This is a genomic window from Parabacteroides sp. PFB2-10 (genome assembly GCF_029893085.1).
Taxonomy (GTDB): Bacteria; Bacteroidota; Bacteroidia; order Bacteroidales; family Tannerellaceae; genus QVMG01.
Map to the genome: position 1 here is coordinate 1 of NZ_JARXWI010000028.1, position 17,838 is coordinate 17,838.

The following is a 17,838-nucleotide window of genomic DNA, read 5'->3' on the forward strand; positions in this document are numbered from 1 at the left end:
CTCTGATTTGTGGTACGGGATAAAGCATCAATCATCGAAACACATACGTCCAAATTATCGTATGCTTCTTCGTTTATTCCCATATTAGGATTGATTGGCTTGAAAAAATTTAGGATGTTCATATACCTCTTGTTTAATTGTTAAATTCAAAAAAAAGTTTTATGGTTAACATTCACTCTCCAATCTCCTTTTTGATAAAATCCTCCAAGACTTTCTTGTCTGGCAATTGAACTAAGCATTTGGAAACAAATAGCTTTTTCCAACTCTGACTCGCTATATTCTGACCGTTTTTCCAATCCAAGAAATTCCAAGAAGTACGGATTACGAATAACATCTATGCTTTGAGTCGGTTTTTGATGTTTTACTATCATTAGAAATTTGAATTATGGTGTAAAGGTAATGAATCCCTGTAGATTACGATTGCTTATTCAGACTGTTTCTCAATGCTTTCAATCTGTTCGCCGCCTGCATATTATCAACCTTAATATATCGCATAAATGCCGCAGGGCTTTTGTGCCCGGATATTCGCATAAGTTCTTCGGCAGGAAAACCGGAAAGATACATATTGGTACAGAATGACCTTTTGTTTTAGTTTGGCTTTCTTACCAAGTTCTTTCAGGCGTTCGTTGAACTTATAAGCAAAAAATAGATATATAATTTTCTTTTGCAAATAGCATCCTTTTTCTATCTTTGAGTGAGAAAATGACTGTTGATAATTATAAGCAGTATTGTCGACAGTTGTCAGCAATGTTGTCGACGGCTATCAGCAGTATTGTCGATAGCTATCGACAATCAGATTGTCGGTCAAATTAATAAAATAGAACTATGAAAATTCGATTTGGAGTGTATGAAACCCCACAACCGGAAGGCACGGAAGGGGCACCGCGGCAGCATGCGCGGGTGATTAGTAAGGGAACGATGCGAATGGATGATCTCTGTAGTGAGCTACGGGATCTGGGCGTCAATTCGGCGCAGATAAAGGCGGTGCTCGATGCGACCGGACGGTTTATCGGCAAATCGCTAACCAATGGTTATCATGTAGAGCTGGATGATATCGGCACTTTCTCATTATCCTTGCGGAGTAGGGTGGTAGAGGAGGCGACGAGCGGAGCGACTGAAGAAGCTCAGTCCGAAGGCGAATTGACGCGCGTAACGATCGATCGTATCAATTTCAAGGGGAATCCAAAACTATTGAAACGGATACAGCAGTCGGCCGAGCTGGAGCAGGTGACGAAGACTGCCGCCAATTCTTCCCTAAAGAAACGTAAAGAACGGATGTTAAGTCATTTGCAACAACATGGTTATATCAGCGGCCTCACATATGCGTCGATCAACAACTGTTCGCGTTACCAAGCCTCTAAAGATCTTCTCGCCTTTGAAGGCGAAGGGCTTATCACGCAAAAAGGCTCCGGGACCCACCGCGTTTATATGCTTTTTGTGGTTTAAAAACTTAAATGTAAAATAGGGTAATTCTTGCCTGTTGAATCTTTTTCGGAGCGACCGACCACTTTAAAGCCGAATCTTTCATAGAATCCGGCAGCCTGGGTGTTTTGCTCGTTTACATCTACTTTGTTCACTTTGAGGTTTTCAAGAGCATATAATAAGAGAGATTTACCCAAACCTTTCCCCCTTGATTCGGCTGAAACAAACAACATTTCCAGGTTATCTCCCGACACGCCCATAAAAGCAACAATACATTTTTCGATACGAATGACATACAGGTCAACATGCGGAAAATAGCTGGGAATCATTTGTTTAAAGAAGTCAAAATCTTCTTGCGTCAAGAAATGATGGGTTGCCATCACAGCGCTTTCCCATACAGCCATCAACTGGGTATAGTCGGCTTTCTCTCCTCTTTGTATTTGGTGTATTTCCATTACAGACAAAGATACTGACTATAATGAGTATCTTTGTAAAAAAAGAAATTCAAATCATGAAAGTATTACTAATTAACGGCAGCCCTAAGAAAAACGGGAACACCTATATTGCTTTGTCTGAGATTGCCACTACACTAAAAGACAATGGGGTTGAGTCTGAAATAATACATATAGGAACCAAACCTGTGCAAGGTTGTATTGCTTGTCATAAATGCAGCGAATTAGGTTTTTGCGTATTCAAAGACGAGTTATATAATAATATTCGTGAGAGCCTGAAAGACTCAGACGGCCTCATTATCGGCTCACCCGTATATTATGCAGGGCCAAACGGATCTCTGTGCGCCATCCTCGATAGATTATTCTACTCCTCTTCCGAATTATTAATGTATAAGCCTGGAGCATCTGTCGCTGTTGCTCGTCGCGGAGGTACAAGTACCACATTCGACAGACTGAACAAATATTTCACCATTTCTAATATGCCCGTAGTCTCATCGCAGTATTGGAACAACGTACATGGCCTTTCTCCAGGTGAAGCTACTCAAGATGCCGAAGGACTGCAAATCATGCGCACATTAGGAAAGAATATGGCATGGTTATTAAAAAATATCAAAACCGGAGGCCAACCCATCCCTAAGCCAGAGGAGCAGCAGGTGACTAATTTCATACGGTAGTTTTTTCTTTTCAACCGATATACACTTCACACCAATTTCAACCTCCGATTTAGCACCAAAAGCTCTCGAACTTTATGAAAACAATAAAGAATAGAACAACCCATAACCACCTATAAACCACCCCAAAACAAAAAATCCCCCTGAACTTAATCAGGAGGATTTTTAACCTTGTGCGGCTGAAGGGACTCGAACCCCCACGCCTCTCGGCACCAGATCCTAAGTCTGGCGTGGCTACCAATTACACCACAGCCGCGTGGTTTGCGGGGGCAAAGGTACATGTTTTTGGGAAATGAACAAGTTTTTGGAGAGAATTTTAGATGGGGGTGGGGAGGAGGGGGGAGACTGTTTGCTTTGCACTTCGCTTCGCTCGCTAAGCGATTGTTAATTGCTTCTGACCCTTCGGGAAGCGAACGCTGTTTGCTTTACGCCCTCGGCTAAGCGATCTTCGATTGACAAAATGATAGCGAAACGGCCATTTTGATGTCAATACGATACGTTAAAAAATGTTTCTCCCGGGACTTTTTCAAAAAAGTCCTGCCATTTCAGAAAAAAAGTCCTACGTTTTTGACAAAATGATAGTTGGGGGTTAAAATAAAAAAAGTAACTTCCCGTTCTATTTTTGCGGTCTGTATGCCTTGTTGTATAACGTTTGGGATCGGAGATTCGGGATGGGAGGCATAGTTCGGGACTTTTGATATAATTATGAAACAGATGTATGAATAAACTAAACTGCCTTACTGCGGAGGAGATTGCTCGTCTGGAGTCACAACATTGTTTTGCGGAAGATTGGAGCCGGGTACTTGTTGCTGAAGGGTTTGATACGCGGTATGTATATGATGTACGCTTCTCCGGGGATATCCGGTTGGGTGTTTTCGAAACGGAATTTGAGTTGGCCGGTGGCATAAAGCGGCATAGCGGTATTTTTCATGCTGCGCTGCATAATTGCACGGTGGGCGATAATGTATTGATCGAACAGGTACAGAATTATATTGCCAACTATACGATTGGTGAGGGGAGCCTGTTGCAGCATGTGAACCTATTGGTGGTCGACGAGAAAAGTTCTTTCGGGAATAATGTGCAAGTGGTCGTACTGAACGAGACCGGCGGGCGAGAAGTGCCTATCTATGATGGTATGTCGGCTTCCCTGGCCTATATCATCGCGCTTTACCGGCATCGTCCTGAATTGATCGCACGGTTGCAACAGATGGTAACGACCTACGCAGATCAGATTGCCTCCACGCAGGGGACGATCGGGCAAGGGGTGGTGATCCGCAATTGCGGCACACTTCGCAATGTGCGTATCGGCGATGCGGCTGTATTGGAGAATGTAACGCGCCTGTCGAATGGCTCGGTCAATAGTTGCCGGGTGGCACCTGTCTATATTGGTGACTCGGTGATTGCTGAAGATTTCATTGTTTCGTCGGGCACGTTCCTGTCGGATGCTGCGAAGATTGTGCGTTGTTTTATCGGGCAGGCCTGCCATGTGTCTCATAACTTCTCGGCTCACGACTCGTTGCTTTTCAGTAACTGCGCTTTCGAGAACGGGGAGGCATGCGCTATATTTGCCGGTCCCTTCACGGTATCGATGCATAAGAGCAGTCTATTGATTGCCGGGATGTTCTCTTTCCTGAATGCCGGGAGCGGTTCGAACCAGAGCAACCATATGTATAAACTGGGACCTATCCACCAGGGCATTGTGGAAAGGGGTTCGAAAACGACCAGTGATTCGTATATTCTTTGGCCGGCACGGATCGGTGCTTTTTCCTTAGTGATGGGGCGTCATCATCATCATAGTGACACGTCGGACATACCTTTCTCCTATCTCATCGAGAAGAACGACGAGACCTGGCTGGTGCCCGGTGTGAATCTGCGCAGCGTGGGTACGATCCGTGACGTACAGAAATGGCCGAAGCGCGACAAGCGGACAGATCCTTTCCAACTCGATAAAATCAATTTCAATCTGCTTAGCCCCTATACCATTCAAAAGATGATCAAAGCGGTGGCTATATTAAAGGAATTGCAACAACTGGCCGGTGCCACCTCGGAGGTCTTTTCGTATCAGAATACGCGTATCAAGGGCAGTTCGCTCCGCAAAGGCATGGAGTTTTACCGGATGGCCATCTGCAAATTCTTAGGCAATTCCCTGATATCGCGCTTAGGAAAAGAGGCGTTCTCCTCTATAGAAGAGGTGCGCGATCGGCTGAAGCCAACTGAGGCGAACGGGCTGGGCGAATGGGTCGATCTGTCGGGTTTGATCCTTCCGCAAGAGAGTCTGAACGATTTGTTGGATGTGATCGAATCGGGTGCGTGCAGTTCGTTGTTGGAGATCGAAGCCTTCTTCGACGAAATGGCTCGGAAGTATTACGATATGGAGTGGACATGGGCCTACGAATGTATCGGGAGACAGTATGGAATAGACCTTTCCCGGACGACCGTAGACCAGTTGATCGCCCTTGTGGAGGCCTGGCAGACAGCCGTGATCGAGATGGATGAGATGCTATACCAGGATGCCCGGAAAGAGTTCTCGCTGACCTCCCGGATCGGATTTGGGGTAGATGGCTCCGACGAGGCAAAGATCAAGGACTTCGAGGGTGTGCGTGGTGATTTCGAGAACAATCCTTTTGTGACGACCGTCCGCGAACATATCAAAACAAAGCGGGCGTTGGGAGAAGAGGTAATTGAACGGTTAAGGAAGATTTAACCGAATGTTTTTTGCCGATTCGGGAAAACAATTATCTTTACGGAGTGGTTTATATAAAAACAGACGCCTTGCGAAGCATCTGATGATTGAAAAACAACTAAAAACAAACAGATATGAAAAAGAGTCATGTAATAGCCGGGGGTGTTGCTTTAGCAGCGACAGGCGCCTTCTTGGCATGGAATATGAGGAAAACGATTCCCCGGAAAGCCGTTGCGGTGAATCCTTTTGAAGTAGATAAGTTTTTGGGGAAATGGTATGAGGTGGCTCGGTTAGATTATAAATTTGACCGGAATATCATTAATACGTCCATTGATTTTTCCCTGCGTTATAACGGCAATCTGAAAGTCGTGAAGCGTTGGTATAACTATTATAAGAAACGGAAAGAGATTAAGATCGGCACAGCGAAGTTTATTGGCCCTATGTATGACGCGAAGATGAAGATCTCGTATCGTGGTCCTCTCTATACAGGATACAATGTGATTGAGGTCGATGCGGACTATAGATATGCACTGGTGGCCGGCGAAGACCTGCGCCATCTGTGGCTTTTGTCGCGCGAGCATGCTATGCCCGACAATATCAAAAGAGCCTTTATCCACAAAGCGGGCATGATTGGGTATGACACCTCGAAATTGATCTGGATCGACCAGAACCAACCGCTCATACATCATGGAGCGTTGATTGAGTACACACAGATCGACCAGGACTTGGGTTGATCCGTTCTACAGAAATAAAAAAAGTAAAGGGGCTTGACCATTTCCGGTCAAGCCCCTTTATTTTTGGATGACATTGTTTAGGCTTGTTGTTTTTGTTTCCTGAAATAATCCCAGATGGAGTAACCGATTGCTCCGATCAATAGGAAGATGATCAGGTAGGAACTGGCATTAGCGACCCGTTGAACCATGAAATAGCCCTGTGGACGGAAAGCAAATTCGATCTTATGCTCGCCTGCCGGAATACGCATGGCGCGCAATGCCCAATCGGCCCTGAAGTGAGGAGCCGGTTGGCCGTCGATCGTTACCTGCCAACCGGGCTGGTAATAGATTTCAGAAAAGACAGCCAATTGCTCAGTATTTGTTCGGGAGGTATAATTCATGCGGTTTGGGCGATAGCTATCGAGTACGATCGTTGCTGTTGAATCGGGCTGAATAGTGAATCCCGCCAGTTCGTCCGCATAGCGTTTATCGACAACCGCCGTTTCCAATGGGTCGGTGGTTTCGAGCGCCGCCATCTCTTCATCGGCATTCTCCACGATCTTTACCTCCGACACAAACCAGGCGTCTCCGCAGGCAAACGGATTGCGGATAGGCGGATATTCCGGGTTATAGATGATATAACGGGCATTCAGCATATTCAGCGAATGGGTATTACGCAGCGTTGAAAGCAGATCCAATTCCGACTGAGCGTTCTGCAATGCTTTGATGATCTGGCTTATCTCACCGCTCAATCGGTAGGCGATCAGATCCTGGTAGCTTCTCAGCTTAGCCGCATGGTAGCCTCCAATCGAACGGTGGAAATAGGAGGTATGTGTTTCTTCAAATGTGCTTTGCAGGTTGAGTACCCGGAAGGAGGGATCTTTGTCTTTCAGAATCTCCTGATTGGCAACAGCCGGTTTGAACGTTGTGTCCAATTTCTCGGCCATATAACGGTCTTCGTTCACATAGCGGCGATCCACTCCCCAAAGATCCACCAGTGTCAGTATTGCCAATCCCGCGCAAACGATCATAGAAACCTTCTTTTTGTCTTTCGATTTCATCAATAGGAAGATAAGCCCTGCCCCCAATAAAACAAAAATCAGGGAACGGAAAGCATCCGAAGAGGCCATAGCAGCCCGGTCGGTCAACAGGGCATTATACCAGGGTTGGGTGGAGTATTGCGCGTCGCCCGCTGTCTGAAAACTAAAGAAAGCATTAGGAAACAGCCAAACGATCAGGCAAAGCCCTCCGGTAATTGCCAGCGACCAGATCAGTCCCGTCTTCAATGATTTGGCTTCCACCTTATTGTCTAAGATATCTTTCAATCCCCAACAGGCAATAATTGGGAATACCAGTCCGGGAATAACCAAAGCCATTTCGGGCGTTCGGAATTTATTGTACATCGGGAAATAGTCGAACATAAGTCCATTGAACCAGGCGAGGTTCTTTCCTAACGACAAGAGGACAAAAAACAGCGCTCCGCCAAACACCCACCACTTCATCGGGTGTCGGATCACAAACATCCCCAACAGAAACAAAAAGCAGATGATGGCACCGAAGTACACGGCGCCTTCCGTAAATGGCTTATCGCCCCAATAGGTTGGCATCATCACACTTTTCCCTACCTGATAGCCATTCTTGCGCAAAAACTGGTAGGTTTCGGAAGAGCTGTCTAAGGTGGTGCCCGAACCGCGACCATATACGTCCGGAATAAGCAGTGTTATCAGTTCGCCCCGTCCATAACTGAAGGTAAAAGCATAGTCTTTACCCATGCCGGAAGCCGCTTTTTCTCCTGTTTCAGGCTGCGTCAGTTCGGAAGGACCGCGAAGGCTTGTCTTACTCATTTCTAAATTGCTGTAGAGAGTTGCCAGGTTAGGCAAGACGGCCAGAAAAGATGCTACGGCCAGTATAGCCGTTGTTTTGAGCAGTTTCTTATAGGCTTTTTCTTTGATATGCAGATAAGCAAGTCCGAGAAAAACAATAGCACAGAAAAGAGCCAGGTAATAGGTAACTTGCAAATGCCCTTCCAGGATAGAAAAGGAAACCCCTAACGTAAACAGGACGCTTCCCCATAACGTTTTCTCTTTAAACAAGAGGATCATCCCCGCAAGGGTCAAAGGCATATAAGCGATCACATAGGCTTTTGAAATATGTCCGGCACCGAGAATAATAATATTGTAGGAGGCAAATGCATAGGCAATAGCGCCCAGGATAGCCAGCCAGCGGTTGACACCCATGACACACATCAGGATATAAAAAGCAATCAGCGCTGCCAGGATAATACCAGCCCCCATTGCGTCAATTTTTTTGGTTACTATAAGGCCGGGTAGGGGATTGTAGATGCCATCAAAAGCCCCTATCTGATAAGAAGGCATACCGGAAAACATGGAACCTGTCCAGTAGGAAGATTCCCTCTCTTCTTCATAATAGTCGGTCAATTCCCGGATCATTCCCTCGAACTGTTGGGAATCGCCCTGTTGCATCACTTTGCCTTCAATGACAGAAGGGTAAAAATAGATCGTAACAATACCTAAGAAGAGAATCAGGGCACCTACGTGCCAACCATATTTTTTAATCAGGTCTCGCATAGCTTATTTCTTTGTTTCGCACAAAATTAGGGGAATTATTTCAATATGAGTTCATACGCACAGGAATAAATGGCATTTTCAATATCATATTGACCGGCTGAACGCCCGTTTATTACCCTTCGTGTGCGCTTACGCACGCTTTTTGTGCGCGTATGCACAGTTAGGAGGAAGTGTGTCCGTCTGTTTTCGATTGATATTCATATAGTTATATCTGTGGCACGCTGTTTGTTTCTCTATTAATATGAAACGAATCTACGCATTACTTCTCATCGTCCTCGCTTGGGGTTTGTCGCCCGAGCCGCTTATGGCGCAGGATACGCTCCGCATCTCGCTGTCGGAGGCGGTCATCATGGCACAGGATCATTCGCCCGAAGCCATTGCTGCCCGCCATTCGTTCCGGGCCTCCTATTGGAACTGGCGAACCTACCGGGCGAACCTATTGCCCAGCTTGAGTTTTTACTCCGATCCCAACCTGAATCGGACGATCAGCTCCATTACGTTGCCCGACGGAAACGACAGTTATATCCGCCGAAACCAGTTGACCTTAGACGCGGGATTGACCCTGCAACAGAATATCCCGTTCACGGGTGGGCAGCTCTTCGTCTCGACCGAGCTCAGTCGGCTGGATGTTTTTTCCGAAGACCTGACCTCCTATCGTAGTTCGCCTGTGATTATCGGATACCAACAGAGCCTTTTCGGATACAACTCGCTGAAATGGAGCCGGAAGATTGAACCGGTGCGCTACGAAGAGTCGAAAAAAGCATTGGTAGAAACGCTGGAACTGGTGGCCGCCCGTGCTACCCAGAAGTTTTTTCAACTGGCTACGGCGCAGACCAACCTGGAGATAGCCCAATACAATTACGCCAATGCCGACACCCTTTTCCGTTTTGCCCAAGGACGATACAATATCGGAACCATCACCGAGAACGAAATGCTTCAGCTCGAGATCAACCTATTGACGGAGCAGACCAACCGCATGAATGCCCGCATCGAGGTAGAAGACTATACGCAAGAACTGAGAAGTTACCTGGGAATCACCGATGACAGGGAATTGCAAACCATTGTGGAGCATACGATCCCTGCTTTTATGGTGCCTGTCGACCAGGCATTGCAATTTGCCCACTTATTAAACCCGGAACCGGAAACCCTGAAGCGTCGCAAACTGGAAAGCGAAAGCGCCGTGGCTCAGGCGCGCTCCTTGCAGGGATTCAAGGCAGATCTGTATATGCAGTTCGGTCTGTCGCAGACCGATCAGGCGTTGCGGGGAGTCTACCAGGATCCTGTCGACCAGCAGATGGTCAGCCTGGGCATCCGCATCCCGATCCTGGACTGGGGCGTTGGGCGCGGCCGTGTGAAAGTGGCCATGAGCAACCGCGACAAGGTGTACACTGAGATCGAACAGGCGCGCAATGACTTCGAACAGAATGTGATCAAGATGGTGAAGCAGTTCAACCTGCAGAACGACCGGGTGATAATAGCCCACAAAACCGATCAGACTGCCCAGCGGCGCAACGAAGTAGCGCAGAAGCTCTATCTGTTGGGCAAGTCGGACATACTCGATCTGAATGCCTCCATCTCCGAAAAAGACCGCGCGCGACGCTCCTATATACAAGCGCTCTATAATTACTGGAACCTCTATTACGGTCTTCGTAGCATGACCGGGTATGATTTCGAGAAACAATGCGCGTTAGTAGAAGATTACGAACTTTTAATCAAATAAAAAAGCAAACATGGACAAACCGATTGCCCGAAAACCGGCCTATTATCGATATCGTTATTACATCATAGGGGCAGCCGCCTTTATCGCCCTATTGGTTTACGTCGGGATAACAGCCTCCGGCGGGCGCAAACTGCGTACCAGCGCGGACAACCTGATCATAGGCGAAGCCGTTGCCGGGAAGTTTCTGGAATATGTCGACGTAGAAGGCGTGGTGCAGCCGATCCTTACCATAAAGATCAACACACGCGAAGCAGGTAGCGTCGAGCGCATCGTAGCGGAAGAGGGCATGATGCTCGCACAGGGCGATACCATCCTGATACTCAACAACCCCGAACTGATACGTTCCATCGAAGACCAGGAAGACGAGTGGGAGAAACAGCTGATTTCGTTTCAGGAAAAAGAATTGGAGATGGAGCAAAAAAGCATCAGCCTGCAACAACAGGTATTGCAGACCACCTACGAATTGCACCGGCTCTCCAAAAGCTTTGCCCTGGATGAGGAGGAATACAATATGGGTGTGAAGAGCAAAGCGCAATTGGATGTGCAACGCGATGAATATGAATTTAAGACCCGTAGCACGGCTTTACAACTGGAAGGGCTTCGCCATGACAGCGTAGCCACCAGCCTGCGTAGCGACCTGATGAAAAACGACCTGGAACGGGAGCGTAAAAAATACCTTCGCGCCCGCGAACGGATGCAGCAACTGATCGTGCGTGCCCCCATCGCCGGCCAACTCAGCTTCGTCAAGGTGACGCCCGGCCAACAGGTGCAGAGTACGGAGAGTATCGCCGAGATCAAAGTATTAGATCAGTTCAAGATGCACGCCTCGCTTAGCGAATACTACATCGACCGCATCATGACCGGCCTACCGGCTACCATCGCCTGGCAGGGACGCAAATACCCGCTCCGGATCACCAAGGTGGTACCGGAAGTGAAAGACCGGAATTTCGATATCGACCTGGTGTTCACCGACGAAATGCCGGAGAATGTACGCATCGGCAAGAGCTTCCGCGTACAGATCGAATTGGGACAACCCGAAGATGCCTTGGTGATACCGCGAGGCGATTTCTTCCAGAATACAGGCGGCCAATGGATCTACAAGGTCAATGAAAGTGGTACCAAAGCCATTCGCGTTCCGATCAGTATCGGGCGACAGAATCCACAACAATACGAAGTCACAAGCGGGCTTCTTCCGGGCGATAAGGTGATCGTCACGGGATATAGCACCTTCGGCGATGCACAGGAATTGATTTTGAAATAAGCCAGATAAAAACCAAAACCGAAATTGAAGTGTAATCAGAGTACCCTCTATTTTAGTTAAAATAGGGGGTCTTTGCTTACACTTCAAATGTTAACAAATGCTAACTCCCGGGAGTTTGTTCGCAAAGTCCTGCCTTTTTGAGAAAAAACTCCTGCCGAAATATCATTTTGTCATTTTGGGCTTTTGCCTATTTGACCCCCAAAAGGGTCAATTGCCGTTTTTGCGGAAGAGCGAAATTGCGTACTTTTGCCTCCGGTTGAAACACACAAAACAGATGAAACAGGGGAAAGTCTATTTCGTATCCGGCATAGATACAAACATCGGTAAAACGTATGCCACAGGAGCGATCGCCCGGGCGATGGCCGAGGCGGGCTGTTCGGTGATAACGCAAAAGATGATACAGACCGGTTGCCGGGAGATGTCGGAAGATATCGAAATGCACCGCCGCATCCAGGGCATCCCCCTGCAGGCGGAAGACCTCTCAGGGCTTACCTGCACCTATCTTTATAGCTACCCCTGCTCCCCCCATATGGCGGCTGAAGAAGAGGGGCGTCCGGTGGATCTGGCCAGGATCACCGAGGCGACAAAAACGTTGCAAGAGCGCTACGACTATGTATTGTTGGAAGGTGCCGGCGGATTGATGGTGCCTATCGATCGAAACACGCTGACAATCGATTATATCCAGTCGGAAAACTATCCGTTGATACTGGTTACCTCCGGCAAATTGGGAAGCATCAACCATACCCTATTGAGTCTGGATGCCTGCCGGCAGCGGGGGATCGAAGTGGCTGCTTTGGTCTATAACCTGCACCCTTCGGTCGATGCCAAGATCGAATCGGCGACGTTAGACTACCTGCAAACGCAACTGCCCGGCATCCCCCTGATTCTTTTGACGGAAATAAAGGAAGAAGCCGGGCAGTGGCCGGATGTGCGGGAGTTAATCTAACTTGGTGGTGCCGAGCAATTGGGCGACTTTATTTTCCGCCATCTCTTTGATCTCAGGCGTCAGACTCTCTTCTACGGTTTTCAATACAAAGGCCATGACTGCCACATCGTCGGCAAAGCCAAGTACCGGCAACACACTCTCGGGAATAAGATCGAACGGAAGCACGAAGTAGCCCAACGCGCCAACGATATAGGCCTTATGTTTGAACGAGACCTCATCGCTTTGCAACATATAATAAAGCTGAAACACCGGGCGTAATACCGTAGCACCAACCTTTTTGGCTACCCGCGAAATCTTCTTCCAGAAGGACTGTTCATCAAAATGATGGCCATATTTTTCTATTTCATGCACCTCTACATAGGGGACATCTTCAATCTTCTTCGCTTCCATAATTTTCTCCTTTCATGAGATATAACAGGCTAAAGATAGGGAAAGTTGCTGTTGTTTTCGTATTTTTGTGACTCAAAAAGAAAGAAAGTACAAGGTATGGAAAAGCAATTCAAGAGAACGCTGATAACGACAGCGCTTCCGTATGCAAACGGGCCGGTTCATATCGGTCACCTGGCCGGTGTGTATGTACCGGCTGATATCTACGCGCGCTATCTGCGCCTCAAAGGTGAAGAGGTTTTACTGATCGGAGGCTCCGACGAACATGGGGTGCCTATTACGATCCGCGCCAAGAAAGAGGGGGTGACGCCGCAGGATATTGTCGACCGTTTTCATGCGATCATTAAGCAGTCGTTTGCCGATTTTGGTATCACGTTTGATGTCTATTCCCGCACGACTTCGGAGACGCATCGCCAGGTGGCTTCCGACTTCTTCCGCAAACTATACGATAAGGGGGAGTTTATTGAACAGACCTCCGAACAATATTACGACGAGGAGGCCAAGCAATTCCTGGCCGACCGCTATATCACCGGCACTTGTCCGCATTGCCATAACGAAAATGCCTATGGCGACCAGTGTGAGGCATGCGGTACGTCGCTCAACGCGACCGACCTGATCAATCCGAAATCGGCTATCAGCGGCAGCGTTCCCGTGATGAAAGAGACCAAACACTGGTATCTGCCATTAGACAAATACGAACCGTTCTTGCGCCAGTGGATCCTGGAGGGGCATAAAGAATGGAAATCGAATGTGTATGGACAATGCAAAAGCTGGTTGGATATGGGCTTGCAGCCGCGTGCCGTCAGCCGTGACCTCGATTGGGGGATTCCTGTACCGGTGGAAGGAGCCGAAGGCAAAGTGTTGTATGTATGGTTCGACGCGCCAATCGGTTATATATCCAACACCAAAGAATTGTTGCCCGACACCTGGGAAACCTGGTGGAAAGATCCCGAAACCAAATTGTTGCATTTCATCGGAAAAGACAATATTGTGTTCCATTGCATTGTGTTCCCGACCATGTTGAAGGCGGAAGGCACGTTCAACCTGCCGGAGAATGTGCCGGCTAATGAATTCCTGAACCTGGAAGGCGATAAGATCTCCACCTCGCGCAATTGGGCGGTGTGGTTGCATGAATACCTGGAAGAGTTCCCGGGCAAGCAGGATGTGTTGCGCTATGTATTGACAGCCAACGCGCCTGAAACGAAAGATAATGATTTCACCTGGCGGGATTTCCAGGCGCGTAATAACAATGAGTTGGTAGCGATCCTGGGTAACTTTGTCAACCGGGCATTGGTATTGACACAGAAATATTTTGACGGGAAAGTACCTGCCGCAGGCGAACTGACCGAGTATGATAAAGAGACACTGAAAGAATTTGCTGATGTCAAAGCCGATGTGGAACGTCTGCTCGATACATTCCATTTCCGCGATGCGCAGAAAGAGGCGATGAACCTGGCGCGTATCGGCAATAAATACCTCGCCGACACCGAACCCTGGAAGCTGGCGAAGACCGATATGGAGCGCGTGGCGACTATTCTGAATATATCTCTGCAGATCACGGCTAACCTGGCGATTGCCTTCGAGCCGTTTCTGCCTTTCAGCATGCAGAAACTCAACGAGATGCTGTGTGTAGAGCCCTTGGGATGGGATCGTTTGGGTCAGGTCGATCTACTACCGGCCGGTCATCAGTTGGCCACACCCGAACTCTTGTTTGAGAAGATCGAAGACAGCGTGATTGAGGCACAGATACAGAAACTGCTTGATACCAAGAAGGCCAACGAAGAGGAGAACTACCGGGCGAATCCGGTGCGGGAGAATATCGAATACGACGACTTTATGAAATTGGATATCCGCGTGGGCACCGTCCTGGAATGTGCTAAGGTGCCGAAAGCCGATAAGTTGTTGCAGTTCCTAATCGACGACGGCTTGGAAAAGCGAACGATCATTTCCGGCATTGCCCAGCATTACAAACCGGAAGAGCTTGTAGGCAAACAGGTGTGCTTCATTGCCAACCTGGCGCCCCGCAAACTGCGCGGCATCGTTTCGGAAGGCATGATTCTTTCGGCAGAGAATGCCGACGGTAGCCTGGCTGTTATCATGCCCCAAAAAGAGGTGAAGCCGGGTAGTGAGGTGAAATAAAACGATCTTGCTTCCGTTCTAAAAATATGACATATCCCCATACTATTCAAATGGTCGATCTGCATGGCCAATATCTTCGACTAAAGCCGGAGATCGATGAGGCTATGCAATCGGTGATCGATTCCTCGGCGTTTATCAACGGGCCGCAGGTGAAGGAATTCGCCGGCCAGTTGGCGAGTTATCTGCAGGTGCCATACGTGGTTCCATGCGGAAACGGGACAGATGCGTTGCAGATTGCCCTGATGGCGCTCGGATTGAAGCCCGGCGATGAGGTGATTGTGCCGTCATTTACCTATATAGCGGCGGTTGAAGCGGTGGTTATGTTAGGGCTTACACCGGTATTGGTCGATGTCGATTCGCTCACGTTCAATATAGATGAAACGTTGATTGAAAAGGTTATCAGCTCGAAAACGAAAGCTATTATCGCCGTTCATCTGTTTGGGCAGTGTTGCCATATGGAAACTATTCTGCAAATAGCTTCCGATCATCAGCTGTATGTCATCGAAGACAATGCCCAGTCGATGGGAGCTATCTGTACCTTTACCGACGGAACGCAATATTATGCCGGCACGATGGGGCATATCGGCACCACCTCTTTCTTTCCTTCCAAGCCATTAGCCTGTTATGGCGACGGGGGGGCTATGATCACTTCCGATCCGGAGCTGGCCGAACGTTTATACAAAATGGCCAATCATGGGCAGGCCGGGAAATATAATCATGAGATGGTCGGATGCAATTCACGGTTGGATACCTTGCAGGCTGCTATTTTGCAGGTAAAATTAAGACATCTGGATGATTTCAACAGACGCCGTCAGCAGATAGCCAAACGCTATGATGAAGAGTTAAGCGTTGTAGAAGAAGAGGCGGAAGCTATCCTATTGCCTATTGTTTCCGACTATTCCACCCATGTGTATCATCAGTACACTCTTCAGGTATTAGGAGATGAAACCCGTGATAAATTGAAAGAATATCTTGCCGAACGTCATATCCCTTCTATGGTTTATTATCCGCTTCCGGTATATAAGCAGCATGCCTATAAGAAGCTGGTGTGTTTTGCAGATAAGAAAAGACGGGATGAATCAGGCTATTTAGCCAAGGATGTATTATCCATCCCTATCCATACGGAGATGAAGGAAGACGAACAGGCCTATATTATTGAAGCAATCAAAGCGTTTTATGGAATGTAATACAATCCGCTTCGCGGTCGTGGGATGCGGACATATCGGCAAACGACATGCTGAAATGATTACGCGGGATGCCGGTGCCAAGCTGGTGGCCTTATGTGATATCCGCCCTAAGGAAGAGTTGGGCATTGAAGCCTATGATGTATCTTTCTTTTCTTCGTTGGAAGAGCTGTTGGATAGCGATCTCGCTTTCGATGTATTGAACGTATGTACCCCCAACGGTCTGCATGCGGAAATGGCTGTTCGGGGCATGGAGACCGGACATCATGTAGTCGTTGAGAAACCGATGGCATTGACTAAAGCCGATGCCGAAAAGATTATTTCCACCTCGGAAAAACTGGATAAAAAGGTCTTTTGCGTGATGCAAAACCGCTATTCTCCACCTTCTGTATGGTTGAAGGATATGGTCGACTCCGGACGATTGGGCGATATCTATCTGGTACAGCTCAACTGTTACTGGAACCGCGACGAACGCTATTATAAACCGGGCGGCTGGCATGGTGATGCCCGGTTGGACGGAGGCACTTTGTTTACGCAATTTTCCCACTTCATTGATATCATGTACTGGCTCTTTGGCGATATCACCAATCTGCAAGCGCGCTTCGCCGATTTCAATCATGCCGGACTGACCGACTTTGAAGACTCCGGCATCATCAGTTTCGACTTCGTGAACGGAGGCATGGGCAGCCTCAACTACTCCACAGCGGTATGGAACCGTAACCTGGAGAGCAGCCTCACAATCGTCGCCGAAAAAGGAAGTATCAAGGTAGGCGGACAATATATGAATGAAGTGGAATACTGTCATATCCAGGATTATGCCATGCCCATCCTGGCTCCCACCAACCCCGGAAACGACTACGGCCCCTACAAAGGCTCCGCCCAGAATCATAACTTCGTGATCCGCAACGTAGTCGAAGTCCTCACCGCCCCGGATACTAAGGCAATTACCACCGGTATGCACGATGGGATGAAAGTGGTGGATATTATTGAGAGGGTTTATATGGGGAGGTGATTACCATTAAATGGAATAAAGATTAATAGTTTGTGTTATATTTGTGGGAAACAATTACTCTGAGTACAAATCATTCAAACCAAAAACGCTTTATGCATTTATCACTTATCATCCCCGTTTATAACGTAGAGGCCTATTTGGAAGAATGCTTAGACAGCTGTCTGGAGCAGGATATTCCCCATTCCGACTATGAAATAATTGCCATTAATGATGGATCCCCTGACGGCAGTTTAGCCATATTAGAACGATATGCAGCGAAATATCCCAATATAACGGTTCTTTCTCAAGAGAACCGTGGCTTAAGTGCCACCCGGAACCGAGGTATTGAAGTCGCCAAAGGCGAGTATATCTGGTTTATCGATTCGGATGATTGGATTGAAAAGAATTGCCTGAGCAGCTTACTGGGGCATACAGAAGATATGGTGATGTTTGGTGGGATGAATACAGGGAGAAAAGGTCAATTTGTTACACATTATTTCAACCCACAATGGATCAGCGAGATCACAGAATTACTTATGCCAGTAGGAGCATCTGCTTATCTCTATAGAAGAGATTTTATAATTCGTAACATTAGTGTCCACTAAAAACTCGCAATCGTTCTTTGAAACATTTGAAATATAGTTAGTTACAGATATTTTCTGAGTCAACGGACTTGAACTT

At 47.6% G+C, this 17,838-nt stretch carries 15 protein-coding genes, 1 tRNA gene and 1 pseudogene; 11 read left to right on the forward strand and 6 right to left on the reverse strand.

Annotated features, from left to right (window positions below; translation table 11 throughout):
- Positions 1-146: 146 nt before the first annotated feature.
- Both M2137_RS14500 and M2137_RS14505 read right to left on the reverse strand, forming a co-directional pair.
- Complete coding sequence (locus M2137_RS14500; RefSeq protein ID WP_280767146.1) at positions 147-371, reverse strand: hypothetical protein; 225 nt, start codon at positions 369-371, stop codon at positions 147-149.
- 43 nt (positions 372-414) lie between these two features.
- A pseudogene (locus tag M2137_RS14505) lies at positions 415-637 on the reverse strand (site-specific integrase); the annotation flags it as partial.
- A gap of 188 nt (positions 638-825) precedes the next feature.
- Here M2137_RS14505 and M2137_RS14510 point away from each other — a divergent pair.
- Positions 826-1,446 (forward strand): hypothetical protein, encoded by a 621-nt coding sequence (locus M2137_RS14510; protein WP_280767147.1) that lies wholly within the window; start codon positions 826-828, stop codon positions 1,444-1,446.
- On the opposite strand, the gene M2137_RS14515 is transcribed toward M2137_RS14510, so the two are convergent.
- Positions 1,443-1,877 (reverse strand): acetyltransferase, encoded by a 435-nt coding sequence (locus M2137_RS14515; RefSeq protein WP_280767148.1) that lies wholly within the window; start codon positions 1,875-1,877, stop codon positions 1,443-1,445. The two genes, M2137_RS14510 and M2137_RS14515, sit on opposite strands and share 4 nt — an antisense overlap.
- Before the next feature lie 56 nt (positions 1,878-1,933).
- On the opposite strand from M2137_RS14515, the gene M2137_RS14520 reads away from it, so the two are divergent.
- On the forward strand, positions 1,934-2,548 hold the full coding sequence (locus M2137_RS14520; RefSeq protein WP_280767149.1) for a flavodoxin family protein: 615 nt from the start codon (positions 1,934-1,936) through the stop codon (positions 2,546-2,548).
- A gap of 171 nt (positions 2,549-2,719) precedes the next feature.
- Here M2137_RS14520 and M2137_RS14525 read toward each other — a convergent pair.
- Positions 2,720-2,801: transfer RNA gene (locus tag M2137_RS14525), tRNA-Leu, on the reverse strand.
- A 462-nt stretch (positions 2,802-3,263) separates the two neighbouring features.
- Between M2137_RS14525 and M2137_RS14530 the strand changes: the two genes are divergently transcribed.
- Both M2137_RS14530 and M2137_RS14535 read left to right on the forward strand, forming a co-directional pair.
- Complete coding sequence (locus M2137_RS14530) at positions 3,264-5,249, forward strand: DUF4954 family protein (protein ID WP_280767150.1); 1,986 nt, start codon at positions 3,264-3,266, stop codon at positions 5,247-5,249.
- A 113-nt stretch (positions 5,250-5,362) separates the two neighbouring features.
- A complete protein-coding gene (locus tag M2137_RS14535) occupies positions 5,363-5,962 on the forward strand; it encodes a lipocalin family protein (RefSeq protein ID WP_280767151.1) in 600 nt (199 codons plus the stop codon).
- A gap of 77 nt (positions 5,963-6,039) precedes the next feature.
- Here the strand turns inward: M2137_RS14535 and M2137_RS14540 are convergent, their stop codons facing one another.
- Positions 6,040-8,529, reverse strand: coding sequence for a YfhO family protein (locus tag M2137_RS14540; protein ID WP_280767152.1), 2,490 nt, complete (start codon positions 8,527-8,529; stop codon positions 6,040-6,042).
- Between the two features lie 241 nt (positions 8,530-8,770).
- Here M2137_RS14540 and M2137_RS14545 point away from each other — a divergent pair, with 241 nt between their 5' ends.
- The 3 genes from M2137_RS14545 to bioD all read left to right on the forward strand — a co-directional run bounded on the left by M2137_RS14545 (position 8,771) and on the right by bioD (position 12,456).
- Positions 8,771-10,249, forward strand: a complete 1,479-nt coding sequence (locus M2137_RS14545) for a TolC family protein (RefSeq protein WP_280767153.1) — start codon at positions 8,771-8,773, stop codon at positions 10,247-10,249.
- Positions 10,250-10,259: 10 nt separating this feature from the next.
- The gene (locus tag M2137_RS14550; RefSeq protein ID WP_280767154.1) at positions 10,260-11,510 is read left to right on the forward strand and encodes an efflux RND transporter periplasmic adaptor subunit; all 1,251 of its coding nucleotides are present in this window, start codon (positions 10,260-10,262) and stop codon (positions 11,508-11,510) included.
- A gap of 274 nt (positions 11,511-11,784) precedes the next feature.
- Positions 11,785-12,456 carry a dethiobiotin synthase gene (gene bioD / locus M2137_RS14555; RefSeq protein ID WP_280767155.1) on the forward strand — a complete coding sequence of 224 codons (672 nt, stop codon included), beginning with the start codon at positions 11,785-11,787 and terminating at the stop codon, positions 12,454-12,456.
- Here the strand turns inward: bioD and M2137_RS14560 are convergent.
- Entirely contained in the window at positions 12,448-12,846 is a 399-nt protein-coding gene (locus tag M2137_RS14560) for a YkvA family protein (protein WP_280767156.1), read from the reverse strand. The genes bioD and M2137_RS14560 overlap by 9 nt on opposite strands.
- A gap of 96 nt (positions 12,847-12,942) precedes the next feature.
- Between M2137_RS14560 and metG the strand changes: the two genes are divergently transcribed.
- The 4 genes from metG (at position 12,943) to M2137_RS14580 (ending at position 17,762) form a co-directional block, all read left to right on the forward strand.
- The gene (gene metG, locus M2137_RS14565; RefSeq protein WP_280767157.1) at positions 12,943-14,982 is read left to right on the forward strand and encodes a methionine--tRNA ligase; all 2,040 of its coding nucleotides are present in this window, start codon (positions 12,943-12,945) and stop codon (positions 14,980-14,982) included.
- Between the two features lie 26 nt (positions 14,983-15,008).
- Entirely contained in the window at positions 15,009-16,169 is a 1,161-nt protein-coding gene (locus M2137_RS14570) for a DegT/DnrJ/EryC1/StrS family aminotransferase (protein WP_280767158.1), read from the forward strand.
- Positions 16,159-17,178 carry a Gfo/Idh/MocA family oxidoreductase gene (locus M2137_RS14575; protein ID WP_280767159.1) on the forward strand — a complete coding sequence of 340 codons (1,020 nt, stop codon included), beginning with the start codon at positions 16,159-16,161 and terminating at the stop codon, positions 17,176-17,178. The genes M2137_RS14570 and M2137_RS14575 overlap by 11 nt, the downstream gene beginning before the upstream one ends.
- A gap of 92 nt (positions 17,179-17,270) precedes the next feature.
- A complete protein-coding gene (locus M2137_RS14580; protein ID WP_280767160.1) occupies positions 17,271-17,762 on the forward strand; it encodes a glycosyltransferase family 2 protein in 492 nt (163 codons plus the stop codon).
- Positions 17,763-17,838 lie beyond the last annotated feature (76 nt).